Raw genomic sequence first — 19,720 nt, forward strand, 5'->3', positions numbered from 1 at the left:
ATGGCGCGTAGCGGCAACAGCTGGGGCCGTTACGCCGCAGCCAGTGTTGCCCACTACCGTCCCGCACCTTATATTGCTATCAATAATCAATCAATTGGAGGCGGTATGGCAGCTGGGCCGCTGGCATGGTACGCGCGCTGGGCAGCGATGGCCGCCGCCTGCGCGTGGCTGCCCGCGCTGGCTGCGCCGCCGCTGCACCTGCGCTTTGTCGCGCAGCCTTGGCCGCCCTTCATTTATTCGGACCAAGGCAAGCTGGCCGGCCCTTTCACTGATTTCGTCCATGCCGCCTGCGCCGCCATCCAGGCGCAATGCACGATAGAACTGTTCCCTTGGCGGCGCGCGCTGCAAATGGCGATGGAAGGCGAAGCCGATGGTTTGCTGGCCATCCTCGATACGCCCGAACGCCGGCAACTGTTCCACGTGAGCCCCGGACTGATCCACACGGCATACGTGCTGTACGCGCGCCAGGACAGCGCGCTGCACGATCCCACGCCCGCCATGCTGGCGGGCTATACCGTTGCAGCATTCGGTCCGTCCGGCACAGCCACCGTGGCGGCCCGCCTGGCAAGCAGCGCGCCGAATGCCCAGCTAAAAATTGAAATCGATAATGAAACCGCATTGCGCAAATTGCGCATGGGCCGCTATGGCGACCAAGCCGTCGTGCTGATCAATGAAGACCTGGGCATCTGGCTGATGCAGAAAGAAGGCGATGCGGGGTTGCGGCAAGTGGGCGAAGTACAAAAGATCACGTACCACATCGGCATGTCGCGCAAACGGGGAGCCCAGGAAGCCAGGACGCGCTTCCTTGCGGCACTCGACGCCATGATACACAGCGGCGCCGTGCGCGACATGGCGGCGCGTTACGGCATGCGCGGCGTCTCGCCCTAGCCTGCCGCCTCCTCGCGCCGGTCCGGCACGTCCTGCGCCAGCGGCAACCGCACCGTGACCGTACTGCCCTGCTCCGGGCCGGCGCTATAGCACGCGATATCGCCGCCATGCAGCAGCACCAGGCTGCGCACCAGCGCCAGCCCGATACCCAAACCGCCCTGGCGCCGGTCGATGCCGCGGCTGCCCTGTGAGAACAAGTCAAATATGCGGGGCATGAATTCTGGCGCGATGCCGATGCCGTGGTCAATCACGGCGATATCGGCCCACGCGCCGCGGGCGTGCACTTGCAGCGTAATGGCGCCGCCTTCATGGCTGTATTTGCTGGCGTTATGCAGCAAATTGCTGACGATCTGCACCAGCCGCGCACTGTCGCCGTGCACCACCAGCGGCGCATCCGGCAATTCGCACGTGATGGTTTGATGGCGCGCTTCCGCCATGCTGCGCACTTGTTCCACGGCCGATTGCACGACGTCATGCAATTCCACCGGTTGCCGCTTCAAGTCCGCGATACCGCGCGTCACGCGCGACACGTCGAGCAAATCTTCCAGCAAGCGGTTGATGTGCTGGACCTGGCGGCCTATCACGGCGCTGGCCGTGCGCGCCTGTTCCGGTGTCAGCTCCGGCTTGCCCAGCATATGCGCGGCCACGCTGATGGGCGCCAGCGGATTACGCAATTCGTGGCCCAGCATGGCCAGGAATTCATCTTTCGCGCGGTTTTCCGCTTCCGCCTGCTGGCGTGCCTGCTGTGCAAATTCCAGGTGGGCGCGGCGGTCCGCTTCCGCTGCCGCCAGCCGTTCCGCCACGTGCGCGAGACGCGTATGCAATTCCTGGAAATCGTCGATTTCCAGCTTTCCCGGCGGCAGCGCCTTGCCCTCGCCCAGCGTTTCCGCAGCCTGCGCAATGCGCTGCGTGCCCCGCACCAGGCGGCGGATCAGGAACAGCGCACCGCCAATGGCGCACGCGATGGCAAACAGGAAACCAAATATCGTCAGCGTACGCGCCTGTACAGCGGAGCGTTCATATTCCGCCACCGGCACGCCCACGGAAACCGTCCATCCCGACAAGATAGAACGGTCGTTGACGCCATACATGTCTTGCCCCGCGCGGTTCACTGCGCGGAATTCGCTTTTCGCCGGCCCCATCAGGGTCGCCTTTAATTCCGGCGCCGGCTCGGAACCCACGAACTGCTCCGGCCGCTGATTGCGCGCCAGCGTGACGCCGCGCCGGTCCAGCACGGAAATCAGCCAGCCCGGCGGCACGCCGTCCGACGGCAACTGGCTGGACAGATCCCTGGCAAACATCCACACGCCCAGCACGTAACGGCTGCCGCTGGTGGCAGTGACGGGCATTTCCATCGATACGAGGAATTGCCCGGTGGTGGAACCCAAAATCAAATCCGACACACGCGGCTTGCCACCGGCCAGCACTTCACGCGCACTGAGGGATATCGCACCCGATGACGGCGGCAGCATGGCGCCATAAGGCTGCACGGTATTGAATACTTGTTGCCCATGATTATCGAGCAGCGCCACGTGCAGCGGGCTGTTGCCGACAGCCGCCTGCGCTTCGCGGTAAAACGCGGCGAAATCTTCCCGCGCCAGGCTGGCCGACGCCGCCAGCGCCTGCGCGCCGGCCTGTGCCCGCGTCATTTGCATATCCATGCCCAGCACGGCGGCACGGGCCAGCTCATGCATGCCGCGCATGGCGGCTTCGCGCTCACGGGTCACCAGCATGTTCAACACCAGTGCGGAGAACACGATCACCGGCGCCAGCACGACCACGGCCAGCAACACCAGATGGGTTTTGACTTTCATGGAGGGACCGCGAATACAGGAAGCATTTACTGTATCGCAAAATTAGCAAACTGGCACGTCCAAAACAAAAACGGCAGGCAGGGTTGCCCCTGGCCTGCCGTTGCTTTGCAGCCAGCGTTACCTGGCGCTGACGCTATCCCATCCGCCGCCCAGCGCGCGGATCAGCGCCACCGTGGTCACCGCGCGGTTGCCCCGCAGTTGCACGGCATTGCGTTCCACTTGCGCCAGGTTGCGCTGCGCATCGAGCAAATCCAGGTAGCTGGACCGTCCTGCCGCATACAGCTTTTGCGCCAGGTCCGCCGAACGGCGCGCCGACACCAGTGCGTCGTCGATTTCCTGCGTCTGGCCCGACAGGATGCGCAAGCCCGCCAGGTTATCTTCCACTTCAGCAAATGCATTCAATACGCTATTGCGGTAGCTGGCCACGGATTCTTCCAGTGCCGCTTCGCTGCGCGCGACGTTATTGCTGTTGCGGCCGCCATCGATGAGCGGCATCGACATCAATGCGCCCAAGACCCATGAACGGCTGCTCCACTTGAAGACGTCGGCAAAGGTGCCGGCCGCCCCGCCGCCATTGGCATTGATGGTCAGCGAAGGGAACATCGCAGACCGGGCCACGCCGATACGGGCATTGGCCGCTTCCATTGCGCGCTGCGCCGCCACGATGTCAGGACGGCGCTCCAGCAGCGACGACGGCAGGCCGGCCGGGATCGATGGCAGCAGCGAAGCATCCTGCAGCGGCGACACACCGGCCGTGAAGCTGGCAGCCGGCTGGCCCAGCAGCACGGCCAGCGCATGTTCGGTCGTGACGCGCTGGCGCTGCAAGCCGATGGCTTCAACACGGGACGTGGCCAGTTCCGTCTTGGCGCGCGACAAATCGAATTCGCCGATGTCGCCCAGGTCAAAACGGCGCTGGTTGACTTTGACGTTTTCTTCACGCAGGCGCACGGTCTGTTCCAGCGTCGCCAGTTCCGCGTCCAGCGCGCGCAAGCGGAAATACGCTTGCGCCACGTCGGCCTGCAAGGCCAGCAGCACGGAGCGGTAATTGGCTTCCGTCGCTGCCGCATCGTTGCGGCTTGCTGCGATGTCGGACGACACGCGGCCAAACAAATCCACTTCATAGCTGGCCGTCAGGCTGGCGCTGTACGACGTTTGCGGCGCAACGGCCGTACCGGCGGGCAGCCCCAGCGACTGGGCCGATGCGCGGGCGCGCTGCGCCCCCACGCCAACGCCGACTTGCGGAATACGCGCCGCTTCCGAGATGCCGGCAATGGCGCGCGCCTGTTTGACGCGCGCCGCCGCCACGGCCAGGTTGGCGTTGGCCTTGGTGGCTTCGCCGATCAAGCCGTTCAGCGCTGGATCGTTGAACGCGAGCCACCATTCGCCGCGGGCTTGCTGTTCCGCAGGCTGGGCCTGCTTCCAGCGGGTGCCGTCGGCAGCCGTCACGACGCCGCCCGTGCGGATTGGCGCCGTTTGCGATTCTTTAAAAGCGGCCGGCGTATCGATTGCCGGCTGCTTGAATTCAGGCGCTGCGCACGCCGTCAGCAGCAGCGCCGCCAACAGTGGCGCCACACCTTTCGCAGTCATGTTCATTATTTGCTCCCTTCCAGTTCAGCGGCCACCGGGGCGGCCACATGGGATTTCTTGGTCATTTTTTGCGCCAGCGTACGCAGCAGCACGTAGAACACGGGCGTCAGGAACAGGCCGAAGAACGTCACGCCCAGCATGCCGGCAAACACGGCCACACCCATCGCATGGCGCATTTCCGCACCCGCGCCGCTTGAGAACACCAGCGGCACCACGCCCATGATGAACGCGATCGACGTCATCAGGATCGGACGCAGACGCAGGCGGCAAGCTTCCAGCGCGGCCTGCAGCACGGTGCGGCCATGGTCTTCCAGTTCCCGGGCAAATTCCACGATCAGAATCGCATTCTTCGACGCCAGCCCCACCAGCACGAACAAGGCAATCTGCGTAAATACGTTGTTGTCGCCGCCGGTGACTTTGACGCCGACCAGCGCGCACAGGATCGACATCGGCACGATCAGGATCACGGCCAGCGGCAAGGTCCAGCTTTCATACTGGGCGGCCAGCACGAGGAACACCAGCAGCACGCACAGCGGGAACACGTACACCATCGTATTGCCGGACAAGATGTCCTGGTACGTCAATTCCGTCCATTCGTAGCCGATCCCTTTTGGCAGCGTCTCTTTGGCGATCTTTTCCAGCGCAGCCTGGGCCTGGCCGGACGATACGCCCGGTGCGGCGGCGCCATTCATTTCAGCGGCAACGTAAGCGTTGTAGCGCTGTACGCGGTCCGGGCCATAGCTGTCCTTCAGGCGCATCAGCGACGACAGCGGGATCATTTCGCCTTTGTCATTGCGCACCTTCAGCTGTGCAATGTGCTCGGCCTGCGAACGGAATGGCGCGTCAGCCTGCACCCGCACCTGGTACGTGCGGCCAAACTGGTTGAAGTCATTCACGTACAGCGAACCCAGGTTGATCTGCAAAGTCTGGTAAATGTTCGCCAGCGGCACGCCCAGCTGCTTGGCCTTGGCGCGGTCCACGTCGGCAAACAATTGCGGCACGTTGATCTGGAAGCCGGAGAACACGCCTGCCAGCTGCGGATCTTGCCACGCCTTCATTTGCATTGCCTGCACGGCTTTATACAGTTCGTCGTAACCCAGGTTGTCGCGGTCTTCGATCATCATCTTGAAGCCGCCCGTGGTGCCCAGGCCATTGACTGGCGGCGGCGGGAACACCATGATGAACGCGTCTTGCACGGCGCCCATGCGCTTGTTGATTTCCGCGGCAATGGCTTCGCCGGATTCCGACTTCTTGGTGCGCTCATGGAATGGCTTCAACGTGGTAAACACGATGCCCGCGTTAGGCGCATTGGTAAAGCCGTTGATCGACAGGCCGGGGAAGGCCACCGACGATTCCACGCCCGGGATTTCCTTGGCGATGTCCGACATGCGGCGGATCACGGCGTCCGTGCGTTCCAGCGAAGCGGCATCCGGCAATTGCGCGAAACCGATCAGGTATTGCTTGTCTTGCGCAGGCACGAAACCGGCCGGCACCATCTTGAACACGACACCGGCCAGTGCGGCCAGCACCACGTACACGGCGATGGCAGCGCTCTTGCGGCGCAATACGCCCTGCACGCCTTTTTCATAGCGGTTCGATGCGCGGTTGAAGAAGCGGTTGAACCAGTGGAAGAAGCCGCCGAACACGCGGTCCATCCCTTTGGTCAGTGCATCTTTCGGCGCATCGTGCGGTTTCAAGAGCGTGGCCGACAACGCTGGCGCCAAGGTCAGCGAGCAGAATGCCGAAATCACGGTCGAGAACGCGATGGTCAGCGCGAACTGCTTGTAGAACTGGCCCGACAGGCCGGACACGAATGCGATCGGCACGAACACGGCGCACAGCACCAGTGCAATGGCAATGATCGGGCCCGACACTTCTTTCATGGCCTGGATCGTGGCGTCGCGCGGCGACAGGCCATTCGCAATGTTCCGTTCCACGTTTTCCACCACGACGATGGCGTCATCGACGACGATACCAATGGCCAGCACGAGGCCGAACAGCGACAAGGTGTTGATGGAGAAGCCAAAGCCCATCATGACGGCAAAGGTGCCGACAATCGACACGGGTACCGCCAGCAGCGGGATGATGGACGCGCGCCACGTTTGCAGGAACACGATGACGACGATCACCACCAGCGCCACGGCTTCCAGCAAGGTGTGGATCACGGCCTTGATGGATTCGCGCACGAACTGCGTCGGGTCATACACGACGTCATACGACACGCCTTGCGGGAAGTCTTTTTTCAATTCTTCCATCTTGGCGCGCACATCGCTGGATAACTGCAAGGCATTCGCGTTCGGCGCTTCAAAGATGCCAATTGCCACCGCTGACTTGTTGTTCAGCAGTGAGCGCAAGGCGTAACTGTTCGAGCCCAGTTCAACACGGGCCACATCCTTCAGGCGCGTCAGCGCGCCATCGGCATTGGTCTTGACGATGATTTCGCCGAATTCTTCCACGGAATTCAAACGGCCCTGGGTGTTGACGGTCAGCTGGAATTCGCTGCCCTTGGCCGGCGTCGCGCCCACCACACCGGCTGCCACCTGCACGTTTTGTTCACGGATGGCGGCCACCACGTCGGACGCCACCATGCCGCGGGCTGCGACTTTCTGCGGGTCGAGCCACACGCGCATGGCGTAATCGCCGGAGCCGAACAGGTTGACTTCACCCATGCCCTGGATGCGGGACAGGTGGTCCTTGATGTTCAGCACAGCGTAGTTGCGCAGGTACAGGTCGTCGTAGCGGCCGTCCGGCGACACCAGGTGGACCACCATGGTGAGGTTCGGGGAGCTTTTGACGGTGGTCACGCCGATCTGGCGCACCTCTTCCGGCAAGCGTGGCAAGGCCCGCTGCACGCGGTTTTGCACCTGGGTTTCCGCCTGCTCGACATTGGTGCCGATCTTGAACGTGACGGTCAGCGCCAGCGCGCCATCGGACGTGTTTTGGGAAGACATGTACAGCATGTTTTCCACGCCGTTGATTTGTTCTTCCAGCGGCGCCGCGACAGTTTCCGCGATGACTTTCGGGTTAGCGCCCGGATACATGGCGCGCACCACGACCGATGGCGGCACCACGTCAGGGTATTCCGAGATCGGCAGCTTGATAATCGATATCAGCCCCGCCACGAATACCAGGATCGACAACACGGCCGCGAAGATCGGCTTGTCGACAAAGAAGCGTGAGAATTTCATAGGTAATCCTTTTACTTGGCCGTACTGCCGGTATCGGCGGCAGCGACTTTTTCATCCTTCTTGGGCGCCGGTTTGGCCTGCTTGGGATCTTGCGGCGCCAGCGGGTCGTAATCCATGTTGACCATTTGCGCCGTCACCGGTGCGCCTGGACGCACGCGCTGCAAGCCATTGACGACAATCTTTTCACCCGGTTTCAAGCCGTCGCGCACGACGCGCAAGCCTTCCGCCGCCGGGCCCAGCACGACCGGGCGGTATTCCGCCTTGCTGTCGGCGCTGACCACGTAGACGAACTTGCGGTTCTGGTCCGTGCCGACTGCGCGCTCGTTGATCAAGACCGTTGGTTTGCCTGTCCCGGCGCCTTCGAGCTGCACGCGGGCGAACAGGCCCGGCACCAGCGCCTTGTCTTCATTGGCAAACGTGGCGCGCATGCGCACGGAGCCCGTTTGCGGATCGAGGCGGTTGTCGACGAATTCCAGCTTGCCTTCATGCGGGAAGCCGGTTTCATTGGCCAGGCCCACTTTGACGGTGACGGCGTGGCCTTTCTGGGCCAGCGCGCCGACGCGCAGATACGTGTCTTCATCGCCATCGAAGCTGGCGTAAATCTTGTCGGTGGACACCACGGACGTCAGCACGGCGCTGCCATCCACAAGATTACCCAGCGTGATTTCCGCTTTCGATACGCGGCCATTGATGGGCGACGTCACTTGCGTGTACGACAGGTTCAGGCGCGCCGCTTCCGCCTGGGCCGCTGCCGCGCGGGCATTGGCGTCCAGTTCTTTCAGGCTCGATGCTTTTTCATCGTATTCGCGCTGCGCAATGGCTTTATCGGCCAACAGTTTTTCAGAACGGGCCAGTTCCAGTTTGGCCAGGTCCGCCTTGGCACGGGCCGAGTTGGCAGCCGCTTCCGCGCGCGACAATTCAGCCTGGTATGGACGGGGATCGATCTGGAACAGCACGTCGCCTTTTTTCACTTCGCTGCCCGGTTTGAAGTTCACGGCCGTAATAAAGCCGGACACGCGCGAACGGATTTCCACACGCTCGATGGCTTCCAGGCGGCCGGAAAATTCCTGGGTTTCCGTGACAGCTTTTTCCACCACGGTGGCGGCGGAAATCGGCGGACCGGCCGGTGCGGCTTCCTGCTGCTTGCCGTTAGCGGTATCGCAGCCGGCCAGGGTCGCGGCAGCGATACCTGCCACGGCCAGCGCAGCCATGATAGGCCGGACTTTGTCGGCCAGGTTGATCGAGTGGGATGTCGGGCTTTTCATAGTTTTTCCTTTTTTGTATGAAAATCTGTCGAATCAGGCGATACCGCGCAGCCTAGTCAACAGCGCGGGCAAAAGCGTCCCCTGCCGCGCTCGGGGCGCGGAAAAAACTGGTACAGCGGAATGGGTTAATCGTCCGTTATTAATTACGGGGCTGGCGGCGGGACCTCCATCCCATCCAGGCTGGCCACGAAGCCGGCGATTTCCGCCAGCGCAAAGGTTTTACATGCACATTCGTTGCGTGCTTCCACGTCAGGGAGCGGGGTCGGCGGCAAGCGGCGCACCGTGGTTTTAATCCCGCAGGCAATCAGCTTGGCGCCATATTGTTCAGCTTCATCGCGCAGCGGATCGTCTTCGGCGGACAGGATCAGCGCCGGCGGCAAATTCTTCAGCCGACTCGACTGCAAGGGCGACGCATACGGGTGCGTACGGTCTGCCGCATTCGGCAGATACCCCCGGTAGCCGGCGGCACACACATCGGCCGCTTGCGCTTTATAGCTGCAAGTCGGCATTGCACGCATCGAACCGCTGGTTAACCCCGGATCCAGCATCGGCATGATTAAAATCTGCCCGCCGAGCGCAGGACCGCCCCGGTCCCGCGCCATCAGCGTGCAAACGGCAGCCAGGTTGGCGCCGGCTTCGATACCGGCCACCAGCAAGCGTTTGCCGGTCCAGCTCAACTTGGCTTTATTCTTTTTTGCCCATAACAGCACGGCGTGCGCATCTTCGACCGCGGCCGGGAACGGGCTGGTGGTGGCCAGCGTGTAATTGCTGGCCAGTACCACATGGCGCGGATCGCATGACACCAGGCTGCGCAGGAATTCATCCGCTTCTTCCAGGTCGCCGGAAACAAAACCGCCGCCATGGAAAAACACAATCAAGGAATCGCGTTTCACACCCGGCGCATCCACCGACATATACAAGCGGGCGCCCAGCGGGCCGGACGCGCCCTGCACTTCCAGTTCCTTGGTCTTCAGTTGCACGCTAGGTTGCACGGTCGCGACCTGTTCCACAGCCTGGCCCGCCATTATTGCTGCACCGCCGCAGACGCGGCCGCGGAAGCCGTCATCGTGCCATTGAGGCTGGCCGGCGTGATTTGCGCATTGCCGCCGGACACTTCGTGGGTCAGCGCCATCATGCCTCGCGCTTCCGTACGGGCGGCGGCCGCATATTCATCCGTGACCACCATGCCGCCCAGGGCCAGTCCGCTCAGCACAATGGCGGCGGCTGCAATCATTCCATCCAGACGTTTCATGGTTAACTCCTCAAGTGGCACTGCAGTCATGGCAATTCTTTGCTGCAGTACGTGAACTATAAACTTGAACTAGAATCTATTAAATAGGTCAATCGCGAATTGATTGTTCAGAATTCCGAACAATCAACGTAGTCGATTGCCATCGACAAGGTACCAGCGGCTCGGCCGCCAACATAGTGTGATCAAAATGAACAAATTGCAGGCCATGGAAGTTTTCGTGCAAGTGGTGGACGCGGGCGGCTTCACGCGCGCCGCAGAAAACATGCAATTGCCGAAGGCCACCGTTTCCAACCTGATCCAGTCGCTGGAAACTGCATTGGCAGTGAAATTGCTGCATCGCACCACCCGCCAGATCAGCGTCACGGCGGATGGCGCCGCCTATTACGAACGGTGCCTGCGCATTTTGGCCGACGTGCGGGAAGCGGAAGAATCGCTGTCGCGCACCAAGCTCAGTCCGTCCGGGCGCTTGCGCGTCGATGCGCCCAGCGCGCTGGCGCGCGACATGCTGATCCCCGCCCTGCCCGATTTCTTTGCCCGCTACCCGGACATCACGCTGGAACTGGGCTGCTCCGACCGCCCTGTCGACTTGATTGAAGAAGGCGTCGATTGCGCCGTGCGCGGCGGTGCGCTGGGCGATTCCACCTTGATTGCACGCCGTATCGGCGCGCTGAACTTCACGACGTGCGCGGCGCCGTCGTACCTGGCCCGCTATGGCGTGCCCCAGCACCCGCGCGATTTGACGCGCCACGTGTGCGTCAATTATTTCTCGGCCAAAACCGGCAAAGTCTATGACTGGGACTTCAGCCGTGACGGCGAGCGCATCCAGCTGCCGCTGCCGGCGCTGGTGGCGCTCAATGATTCGAATGCGTATATCGCGGCGGGCCTGGCGGGCCTCGGCGTCGTGCAAATGTCAACCTTCGCGCTCGATGACTACCTGGCCGATGGCCGCATGGTGCAGATCCTGTCGGACTGGACCACCGACCCTATTCCTATTCATGTCGTGTACCCGCAAAACCGCCATTTGTCCGCCAAGGTGCGCGTGTTTGTTGAATGGGTCGCCGATTTATTTGCCAACCACCCGGGGATGCAGGTCGTCACGCCCGCCCCCGCCACCATCGAGGCAGCAGCATGACCCACAATATTGTTTTCCTGGACCGCGACAGCGTGATTGCCAACGTGCGCCGTCCTTCATTTGCCCATACGTGGACCGAATACCCTGCCAGCACCGCGCAAGACGCCGTGCCGCGCCTGCACGGCGCCACTATTGCCATCACCAATAAAGTGCCGCTGCGCGCCGACGCGCTGGCGCAATTGCCTGACTTGCAGATGATTGCCGTGGCCGCGACGGGGACCGACATCATCGACCTGGCGGCGTGCCGCGAACGGGGCATCACCGTGTCCAACATCCGCAATTACGCCTATGCCGCCGTGCCGGAACATACGTTTGCGCTGATCCTTGCACTGCGCCGCAATTTGATGGCATACCGGCTCGACGTGGAAGCGGGCCGCTGGCAGCAGTCGGAACGCTTTTGTTTGTTCAACCACCCTATCCTGGATTTGCACGGCAGCCGGCTGGGCTTGTTTGGCTATGGCGCGCTGGGCAAGGCCGTGGCCGGGATTGCGCGCGCCTTCGGCATGGAAGTCGCTGTGCATACGCGCACGCCCACCGATGATCCCGGCGTGAAAAACGTGTCGTGGGACGAATTGCTGCAAACGTCGGACGTGCTGAGCCTGCACGCGCCGCTGAATGACCAGACCCGCAACTGCATCGGCCAAGATGAACTGGCGCGCATGAAGCGTTCGGCCCTGCTGATCAATACTGCGCGGGGCGGCCTCGTCGATGAAGCGGCGCTGGCGCTGGCGCTGCAGACGGGCGTCATTGCCGGCGCCGGCTTTGATGTGCTGTCGAAAGAGCCGCCGGCCGAAGACAACCCGCTGCTGAAGCTGCGCCTGCCGAATTTCATCCTGACGCCGCACAATGCGTGGGCCAGCACGCAAGCCATGCAGGGGCTGGCGGACCAGCTGATCAGCAATATCGAAGCGTTTGCCGCCAATAAGCCCGTCAATGTCGTGGGGTGACCGGCGGCGGAGACTAGTTGCTACCATTTTGCAACTCTAGTTGTTATTTTTAATACCAAATTGATTAATATCGCATAAAATTGCCGCACGTCATTTTTTTGAATGGAGCGGCAAATGCGGGCTGGCTGTCGTGGCATCGTGCAAAGTGCAATGGCGCTGGCGTGCGCCGCTGCGTCCGGCGCCCATGCGCAAAGCGTGGAAGACGACATGGCGGCCATTTCGTGATGCGCACGCCGCTGGTCTATGAGCCCATCTATGTCATGCGCGGCATCTACAGCGTGCAGTTGCCGCAGTTGCTGGTGCTGCAAAACGGCTTGCCGGTGACCGTCAGCTATAGCGGCTCCAAAGGCACGGGCTGGGGCAGCTATCCATTGCAGCACGTGGCCCGCATTGAAGTCATCCGCGGCCCGGGCTCCGCGCTGTACGGCGCCGATGCCTACAGCGGCGTCATCAACATCGTCACCAAGTCCGGCGCGGACGTGTCCGGCACCCAGGCCGGCGTGCAGGCGGGCTCGTTCCGCTCGCGCGACGCGTGGTTGCAGCACGGCGGCCAGGTCGGCGAAGCCCGCCTGGCGGCCTACCTGCGCACCGGCACGACGGGCGGCCCCCGTGAAATCATCGCTGCCGATGCACAGACCGGGCGCGACCAGCAATTCGGCACCCATGCCAGCCTGGCCCCAGGGCCGCTGAACGCAGGCTATGATTCGGCTGACGCCAACCTCGACATGACGCTACGCCAATGGCGGCTGCGGGCCGGCTATAAATTGCGCGACAACATGGGAACCGGCGCAGGGATAGGTTCGGCGCTCGACCCCGTCGGCAAAACCAGCAGCGAGCGCATCATGGCGGACTTGTCGTGGGCCGGCGCGTGCGATGACTGGGCCATGGGCGCCACGGCCGGCTGGATGGGGTACAAACAGCGCATTAAGACCGACTTCCGGCTGTCGCCGCCCGGTACGCGTTTTCCCACCGGCGTTTTCCCTGACGGCATGATCGGCCATCCCGACGCCTTTGAACGCCAGCTGCGCCTGTCGGCTTATGCCATCTGGACCGGCTGGCCAAGCCACAGCGTGCGGCTGGGCACGGGCCACGATGATTTGAATGTGTACCACACCGCCACGTTTAAGAATTACCTGTCGAGTGCGGCCGGCGTGCCGATCCCGGCGGGACCGGTGGCAGATTATTCCGTATTGTCGCCATTCATGCTGCCGCAGCGGCGGCGCATTGATTACCTGTATGTGCAGGATGAATGGCAATTCCAGCCCGACTGGACCTTGACGGCCGGCGTGCGGCGCGACCGCTATTCCGACGTCGGCGTCACCAGCAATCCCCGCGTGGCGCTGGTGTGGGTGGCATCGTACGACGTGACGGCCAAGCTGATGCATGGCCAGGCGTTCCGCGCACCGGCGTTCAACGACTTGTACAGCATCAGTAATCCGGTCCAGCAGGGTAACCGCAACGTGCGGCCGGAAACCATCCGCACCACGGAAGCTGCGCTGATCTGGCAAGCGGCGCGGGACCTGGTGGTACGCGGCAACCTGTTCCAGTTCATGATGAACGACATTATCCGCGTGGTGCCGAACGCAGTGTCCGGCACCGGTGCGACCATACAAAATACGGGCAGCCAGCAAGGCAAAGGCATGGAATCGGAACTGGCCTGGCAAGCCACACGCGACGTGCGCGTCATGGCGAACTTCAGCTACCAGCGCAATATCGACCAGGCCACCGGCAAGAATGCCGGCTACGCGCCCCGCCGCCACTGGTACGGCCGCGCCGACTGGCACTTCGGCGATGGCTGGCTACTGAGCCCGCAAGTCAACCGGGTCAGCGGACGGGTGCGCGCGGCCGGCGACAGCCGCCCGCCTGTGGCCGACTACACCACCGTGGATGCAGCGTTGAGCAAGACCTTCGGCGCGTGGCAGATTTCGCTGCAGTTGCGCAACGCATTCGATGCCGATGCACGCGAACCCAGCCCCGCGCCCGGCTTGATTCCACTTGACTTGCCGCTGGCCGGACGCGCCGTGTTCGCGCAAGCGGCTTACCGCTTCTGACAGCGTCTCCCATGCGGATCGTCTCCACCCTGCTGCGGCATGCATTGCTGTGCTGCCTGCTGTGGTGGCAAAACGCGATGGCGGGCGAACCCCGCGTGGCGGTGCTGTACCCGGACATCGGCGGCGCCTACCGCACGGTATTTGCCAGCATGATTGCCGGCATCGATGACCGCGTGCACGGCAAAAGCATCGGCGTGGAAGTGGGCCCGAACACGGCGTCCCTGCAGGCGGAATTAAAGCGGCAAGACGTCAAGGTCGTCATTGCGCTGGGCCGCCAGGCCATCAAGGCGGCAGCAGGACTGGAGCAGGAATTCAAAGTCATCGGCGGCGGCGTATTGAACGTCCCCGACCTGGAGCCGCCGCGCATCCCGGTCCGCACGCTGGCGCCGGATCCCGCATTGCTGCTGGCCCGCCTGAAAGCGTTGCAGCCACGGGTGCGGCGCGTGCACGTGGTCTACGACCCGGTGCAAAACGGCTGGCTGATCAAGCTGGCGCAGCGCGCCGCGAGAGCACAGGGGATGGAACTGGCTGCGCATGACGCGGCCGACATCAAGGCCGCCATGCAGCAATACCAGGCCATCCTTGCGGCGCTGGACCCGCAAACGGAAGCACTGTGGCTGCCGCAAGATACCGTGACGGTACAAGATTCCGTCGTGCTGCCGCTGGTGCTGCGCAGCGCGTGGACCGGCAGCCTGACCGTGTTTTCCAGCAGCGTGGGCCATGTGCGGCAAGGCGTGCTGTTCGCGCTATTCCCCGACAATGCCGCCTATGGCCGCCACCTGGGCGCCCTGGCGCAAGCCATGCTGGGCAACGCATCCCTGCCCGATGCCGGCCTGGCGCCGCTGCGCGAACTGTCGTCGGCCATCAACCTTTCGACCCTGAACCACTTGCAGCTGAAGCCAGGCGGCCGGGCACTGCAAGAGTTCGACATCACGTTCCCGGAACCATGACACCGAAGGCGGCCATCCAGCGCATCACAGCGATATTGCGCGCAACGACACTGCGGCGCCAGCTCAGTATTGCCTTCGCACTGGGCATGCTGATGCTGGCCCTGTTTGGATCCCTGGTCAGCTCGATCCAGAGCACGCGCCAGGTCCGGCAACTGTTGCAGGCACAAGGCATCCTGGCGGCGGAAACGCTGGCGCAAGGGTCGCAACTGGCGCTGATGTATAACGCGTCCGGCAATGCCGCCACGGCGCTGCGCCTGGCGCTGGCGGCGCCTGACGTATTACGGGTGGAAATCCGCACAGTGGATGACCGGCTGCTGGTGGGCATGGACCACGACGGCAATACAGTGGCGCCCTTGAAAGCGCTGGATTTACAGGGCGACAGGCCCTACCTGGAAGATGAAAGCAGCGACGCGTGGAGTTTCGTGGCGCCCGTCACCATTGAACGCAATGCCGCGTCGCCATTCGAAGCGGCCGGCGCCGACAGCATCCCGCTGGGCTATGTGCGCATCGTGCAAAGCAAGGCCACGCTGCAGCAAATGCGCACGGAAATCTTCCGCGCGAATTTTTTGATTTCCTTCTTTTTCGCGCTGCTGTTCCTGTGGCTGATCCGCTTCCTCACCGGCCGCATCACGGCGCAGCTGGAACAAGCCACGCGCGAAGCGCAGGCCGCCAGCCGCGCCAAGTCGACGTTCCTGGCCAGCATGTCGCATGAAATCCGCACGCCGCTCAATGCGGTACTGGGATACGCGCAATTGCTGGAACACGACCCGCAACTGCCGCCGGCGCTGCAGGCGAATGTGGCGCCCATTACCAAGGCCGGCAACCATTTATTGCACCTGCTGTCCGACATTCTCGACTTGTCGAAAATCGAAGCAGGCCAGATGGCGCTGCATGCCACGGGATTCGACTTGCACGCCCTGGTCGATGAAGTGGCGCTGCTGTTCGTGTTGCGCTGCCGGCAAAAAGGCTTGCAGTGGCGCTGTGAAAAACACGTGGCGGCGCCCTGCCCGGTCGATGGCGACGCGGGCAAGCTGCGCCAGGTCTTGATCAATTTGCTGGGCAATGCCGTGAAATTCACGGAGCACGGCAGCGTCACGCTGCGCGTATCCGCGGCCCATGACGGCATCCGGTTTGACGTGGCGGACACGGGGCCCGGCATTGCGCCGGAAGACCAGGCGCTCGTGTTTGAACCGTTCCGCCAGACCGACAGCGGCAGCCGGCATGGCGGCACGGGCCTGGGACTGGCCATCGCGTCGCGCCAGGTGCAGATGATGGGCGGCCACCTGGCGCTGGAATCGCGCCCCACGCTGCAGGGCGCCTGTTTTACGTTTACGCTGCCGCTGGCCCACGCCACGGCGCACGAAGCGGCCCGCATGGCCGCCCCCTCCCAGGCCCCGCTGCGCCTGGCGCCGGCCAGCCATCCGGCGCTGCTGGTGGTCGATGACAATCCCGACAACCGCCACATCCTGTCGGCCATGCTGGCCAATATGGGCGCATCCGTGCAGCAGGCCGGCAGCGGCGATGCGGCGCTGCAGATGTTGCGGCGCCAGCCAGCCGACCTGGTGTTCATGGATATCCGCATGCCGGGCATGGATGGCATGCAAACACTGGCGCGGCTACGCCAGGAATGGGGCGCCGCCGCGCCGCGCTGCGTTGCCATCACGGCTTCCGCGCTGGCCCATGAAACGGAACGCTACCTGGCGGCAGGCTTCGACGGTTTTGTCGCCAAGCCATTTTTGTTTTCCCAGATTGGCGACTGCCTGCAGCGCCAGCTGGGCGTGCAATTTGTCGCGGAAGATGCGAGGGCCGGAGCGGAGGCCAGGCTGGAGGTGCCGCTCAAGCTGTCGATGCCGCCCCGCTGGCACAGCGACGTGGCCACGGCGCTGGACAGCGGCTGGGCCTCCGGCGTGACGGCGCTGCTGGAAGAAATGGCCCGCGTGCAGCCGCATGCGCGCGCGTTTGTCCACCGCGTGGCCGCACTGTTAATGGAATTTGATATGGACGCAGTCCGCAATGAGTTACGAAAGGTGCACCATGAATAACAGCGACATGACCAGTATTGCGGGAGCCCGCATCCTGATTGTCGATGACATGCCCGCCAACCTGGGCGTACTGCAGCAAATGCTGGAGGCGGAAGGCTATCAAGTGCTGGCCGCCACGTCGGGCGAACGGGCGCTGGCCATTGCCGGGCAATTCTTGCCGGATTTGATCGTGCTCGATGTCATGATGCCCGGCATCGGCGGACTGGAAACGTGCCGCCGCCTGAAAGCCGATGTGGCCACGCAGCCGATCCCCGTGATTTTTATTACCGCGCTGACCGATACCGGCGACACGGTGGCGGGTTTTGACGTGGGCGCGGTGGACTACATCCATAAACCGTTCCAGCGCGCGGAAGTGTGCGCGCGGGTCCGCACGCACCTGCAAATGTGCAGCTATATGAACGCGTACCGGTATGAGACAGACCGGCTGCGCGCCATCATCAACAATATGGGCGAAGGGTTGCTGACGCTGGCGCCCGATGGCCGCATTGCCAGCGTCAATCCTGTCGCACAGCGCATGCTGGGCTTGCAGCCGGGCGATATCGCGGGCACGCATTTGTTTGATTTGCTGGCGCCGCCATATGACAGCCATTACCGGCATTGGTTCCAGCGCGGCCCTGACGTCTGCCATGGTCCGCACGAAGTGCAGTTGCGCGCTCCGCAGGGTCTCAGCGTATTCGTCGATGTGACCATCACGCCAGTGTATTCAGCGGAACCCATGCTGGTGTGCCTGCTGCACGACATCAGCGCGCATAAGCGTTCGCAGGAAGAATTGCTGCGCGTGGCCAGCACCGACCAGTTGACGGGCGCGGCCAACCGGCGCCACTTCGACATCGTGCTGCAGCGCGAATGGCAGCGGGCCGAACGCAGCCACACGATGCTGTCGCTGGCCATGTTCGATGTGGATTGCTTCAAAGGCTACAACGACACGCTGGGCCACCATGCGGGCGACCAGTGTTTGCAGCGGGTGGCGCAAGCGCTGCAGTCCGCCGCGCAGCGGCCGACCGACGTGGTGGCGCGCTATGGCGGCGAAGAGTTTGTCCTGGTGTTTGTCGATACCGATGAGCGGACTGCGGAAAAACTCGCCAACAATGCGCGCCGCGCCGTGGAAGCGCTGGCCTTGCCCCACCCTGCATCGGGGGCGGCCGCCTGTGTGACGGTCAGCGGCGGTGTCGCCACGCTGGCGCCGGCCCGGGGCGGCAACCTGCAAGACTTGCTGCGGCAAGCGGACATCGCGCTGTACCGGGCGAAAAGCCTGGGACGCAACCGCGTGGTGCGCGCTGATTGACGGGGAAATGAAAAAAGCCAGACCGGGTGATCTGGCTTTTTTCTGTATTCTGGCGCGGCTGGCAGGAATCGAACCCACGACCCCTTGGTTCGTAGCCAAGTACTCTATCCAGCTGAGCTACAGCCGCTTATTTGTTACTGCGTTTGCTACTGACTGCATGGCGAAAAGTGGCGCGGCTGGCAGGAATCGAACCCACGACCCCTTGGTTCGTAGCCAAGTACTCTATCCAGCTGAGCTACAGCCGCGTATTTTTCGCTTTGTTACGTATCACAGGCATGAGAAGTGGCGCGGCTGGCAGGAATCGAACCCACGACCCCTTGGTTCGTAGCCAAGTACTCTATCCAGCTGAGCTACAGCCGCATCTTCATCATGTGCATGTAATAACTGGCGCGGCTGGCAGGAATCGAACCCACGACCCCTTGGTTCGTAGCCAAGTACTCTATCCAGCTGAGCTACAGCCGCGTTGCTATTACATAGTTTTACTGCTGCTCTTGATTACGATGTCAAAAGCGTCTTACCGCATTACTACTTTAACGTAAAAACTGGCGCGGCTGGCAGGAATCGAACCCACGACCCCTTGGTTCGTAGCCAAGTACTCTATCCAGCTGAGCTACAGCCGCGTTGCTTTTTACTCTTTACTGCATTCCTTATCAGGCTGTGCCGTCGAAGGAAGCAAGATTATAGGGAAGCCTGCGATGCTTGTCCAGTAGGAATGTATGAATTTAATTCCAAGCATATTCAAACAGCACAGTTGGCAGAAATTCCATTCAGAAAAATGATAGCGTTCATCACCATTTAAAATTGGATTCCTTGCGGAAATATCGGCATCATTACACCTGTCTCCTCTATTCTCCTCCTCGGAAATAGATTCAGCCCGCTTCTCATAGCGGGCTTTTTTTTGGCCGCTTGGTGTACGATAGCATCAACTTTGATGTTTTTGACAATAAACAAATGACCTTGCCGCGCATATTAGTTGTGGAAGACAATCCTGATTCGCTGTTTCTCGCAGCGGAAATTCTGCGTACCCTCGGTTATGACGTCGATACGGCAGAAAGCGGTGAACTGGCTTTAAAACAGTTAAGCGCGAACCCGCGTGATATTTTATTTACCGACGTCAGCCTGCCCGGCATGTCCGGCATTGACCTGGCCCGTGCGGCCCATGCGCAATACCCTACACTTCGTATTATTTTTGCAACAGGCTATGGCGACACGCTGACACGCAGCCTGGATTTTGCCGCCGCCACGATCCGCAAACCATACGACCTCGACCAGCTGCAAGCCGCATTGGCGGGCTAGCCGCATAGCCTGCGCACCGGTGC

The 19,720-nt window shown here is 62.3% G+C and carries 14 protein-coding genes and 5 tRNA genes; 8 read left to right on the forward strand and 11 right to left on the reverse strand.

What is annotated here, in order from left to right; translation table 11 throughout:
• Window positions 1–105 precede the first annotated feature (105 nt).
• Window positions 106–888 carry a substrate-binding periplasmic protein gene (locus tag GM668_RS17585; RefSeq protein ID WP_170305685.1) on the forward strand — a complete coding sequence of 261 codons (783 nt, stop codon included), beginning with the start codon at window positions 106–108 and terminating at the stop codon, window positions 886–888.
• Here GM668_RS17585 and GM668_RS17590 read toward each other — a convergent pair.
• The 6 genes from GM668_RS17590 to GM668_RS17615 all read right to left on the reverse strand — a co-directional run bounded on the left by GM668_RS17590 (window position 885) and on the right by GM668_RS17615 (window position 9,994).
• Entirely contained in the window at window positions 885–2,702 is a 1,818-nt protein-coding gene (locus GM668_RS17590) for a sensor histidine kinase (RefSeq protein ID WP_155440255.1), read from the reverse strand. The genes GM668_RS17585 and GM668_RS17590 overlap by 4 nt on opposite strands.
• 117 nt (window positions 2,703–2,819) lie before the next feature.
• On the reverse strand, window positions 2,820–4,295 hold the full coding sequence (locus GM668_RS17595) for an efflux transporter outer membrane subunit (RefSeq protein ID WP_155440256.1): 1,476 nt from the start codon (window positions 4,293–4,295) through the stop codon (window positions 2,820–2,822).
• Window positions 4,295–7,477: an efflux RND transporter permease subunit gene (locus GM668_RS17600; RefSeq protein WP_155440257.1), complete on the reverse strand. Its 3,183-nt coding sequence runs from the start codon at window positions 7,475–7,477 to the stop codon at window positions 4,295–4,297. Before GM668_RS17600 ends, GM668_RS17595 begins: the two co-directional genes overlap by 1 nt.
• Window positions 7,478–7,488: 11 nt before the next feature.
• Window positions 7,489–8,742 carry an efflux RND transporter periplasmic adaptor subunit gene (locus GM668_RS17605; RefSeq protein WP_155440258.1) on the reverse strand — a complete coding sequence of 418 codons (1,254 nt, stop codon included), beginning with the start codon at window positions 8,740–8,742 and terminating at the stop codon, window positions 7,489–7,491.
• 143 nt (window positions 8,743–8,885) lie between these two features.
• Window positions 8,886–9,767, reverse strand: coding sequence for an alpha/beta hydrolase (locus GM668_RS17610; RefSeq protein WP_155440259.1), 882 nt, complete (start codon window positions 9,765–9,767; stop codon window positions 8,886–8,888).
• A complete protein-coding gene (locus GM668_RS17615; RefSeq protein WP_155440260.1) occupies window positions 9,767–9,994 on the reverse strand; it encodes a hypothetical protein in 228 nt (75 codons plus the stop codon). The genes GM668_RS17610 and GM668_RS17615 overlap by 1 nt, the downstream gene beginning before the upstream one ends.
• Window positions 9,995–10,181: 187 nt before the next feature.
• Between GM668_RS17615 and GM668_RS17620 the strand changes: the two genes are divergently transcribed.
• The 6 genes from GM668_RS17620 (at window position 10,182) to GM668_RS17645 (ending at window position 18,401) form a co-directional block, all read left to right on the forward strand.
• Entirely contained in the window at window positions 10,182–11,126 is a 945-nt protein-coding gene (locus GM668_RS17620) for a LysR family transcriptional regulator (RefSeq protein WP_155440261.1), read from the forward strand.
• Window positions 11,123–12,073 (forward strand): D-2-hydroxyacid dehydrogenase, encoded by a 951-nt coding sequence (locus GM668_RS17625; protein WP_155440262.1) that lies wholly within the window; start codon window positions 11,123–11,125, stop codon window positions 12,071–12,073. The genes GM668_RS17620 and GM668_RS17625 overlap by 4 nt, the downstream gene beginning before the upstream one ends.
• A gap of 224 nt (window positions 12,074–12,297) precedes the next feature.
• Complete coding sequence (locus GM668_RS17630; RefSeq protein ID WP_229499501.1) at window positions 12,298–14,124, forward strand: TonB-dependent receptor; 1,827 nt, start codon at window positions 12,298–12,300, stop codon at window positions 14,122–14,124.
• Between the two features lie 11 nt (window positions 14,125–14,135).
• On the forward strand, window positions 14,136–15,074 hold the full coding sequence (locus GM668_RS17635) for a type 1 periplasmic-binding domain-containing protein (protein WP_155440264.1): 939 nt from the start codon (window positions 14,136–14,138) through the stop codon (window positions 15,072–15,074).
• The gene (locus GM668_RS17640) at window positions 15,071–17,116 is read left to right on the forward strand and encodes an ATP-binding protein (protein ID WP_155440265.1); all 2,046 of its coding nucleotides are present in this window, start codon (window positions 15,071–15,073) and stop codon (window positions 17,114–17,116) included. The genes GM668_RS17635 and GM668_RS17640 overlap by 4 nt, the downstream gene beginning before the upstream one ends.
• Window positions 17,088–18,401 carry a diguanylate cyclase domain-containing protein gene (locus GM668_RS17645; RefSeq protein ID WP_229499481.1) on the forward strand — a complete coding sequence of 438 codons (1,314 nt, stop codon included), beginning with the start codon at window positions 17,088–17,090 and terminating at the stop codon, window positions 18,399–18,401. The genes GM668_RS17640 and GM668_RS17645 overlap by 29 nt, the downstream gene beginning before the upstream one ends.
• A 50-nt stretch (window positions 18,402–18,451) precedes the next feature.
• On the opposite strand, the gene GM668_RS17650 is transcribed toward GM668_RS17645, so the two are convergent.
• The 5 genes from GM668_RS17650 to GM668_RS17670 all read right to left on the reverse strand — a co-directional run bounded on the left by GM668_RS17650 (window position 18,452) and on the right by GM668_RS17670 (window position 19,021).
• Window positions 18,452–18,528: transfer RNA gene (locus GM668_RS17650), tRNA-Arg, on the reverse strand.
• A 41-nt stretch (window positions 18,529–18,569) separates the two neighbouring features.
• A tRNA-Arg gene (locus tag GM668_RS17655) sits at window positions 18,570–18,646 on the reverse strand.
• Window positions 18,647–18,684: 38 nt separating this feature from the next.
• Window positions 18,685–18,761, reverse strand: a tRNA-Arg gene (locus tag GM668_RS17660).
• 25 nt (window positions 18,762–18,786) lie between these two features.
• Window positions 18,787–18,863 (reverse strand) — tRNA-Arg (locus GM668_RS17665).
• An 81-nt stretch (window positions 18,864–18,944) separates the two neighbouring features.
• Window positions 18,945–19,021: transfer RNA gene (locus GM668_RS17670), tRNA-Arg, on the reverse strand.
• Window positions 19,022–19,310: 289 nt separating this feature from the next.
• Between GM668_RS17670 and GM668_RS17675 the strand changes: the two genes are divergently transcribed.
• Window positions 19,311–19,697: a response regulator gene (locus GM668_RS17675; RefSeq protein WP_155440266.1), complete on the forward strand. Its 387-nt coding sequence runs from the start codon at window positions 19,311–19,313 to the stop codon at window positions 19,695–19,697.
• The last annotated feature ends 23 nt before the right edge of the window (window positions 19,698–19,720 follow it).

Source organism: Pseudoduganella ginsengisoli, assembly GCF_009720865.1.
In the GTDB taxonomy this organism is placed as follows: Bacteria; Pseudomonadota; Gammaproteobacteria; order Burkholderiales; family Burkholderiaceae_D; genus Rugamonas; species Rugamonas ginsengisoli.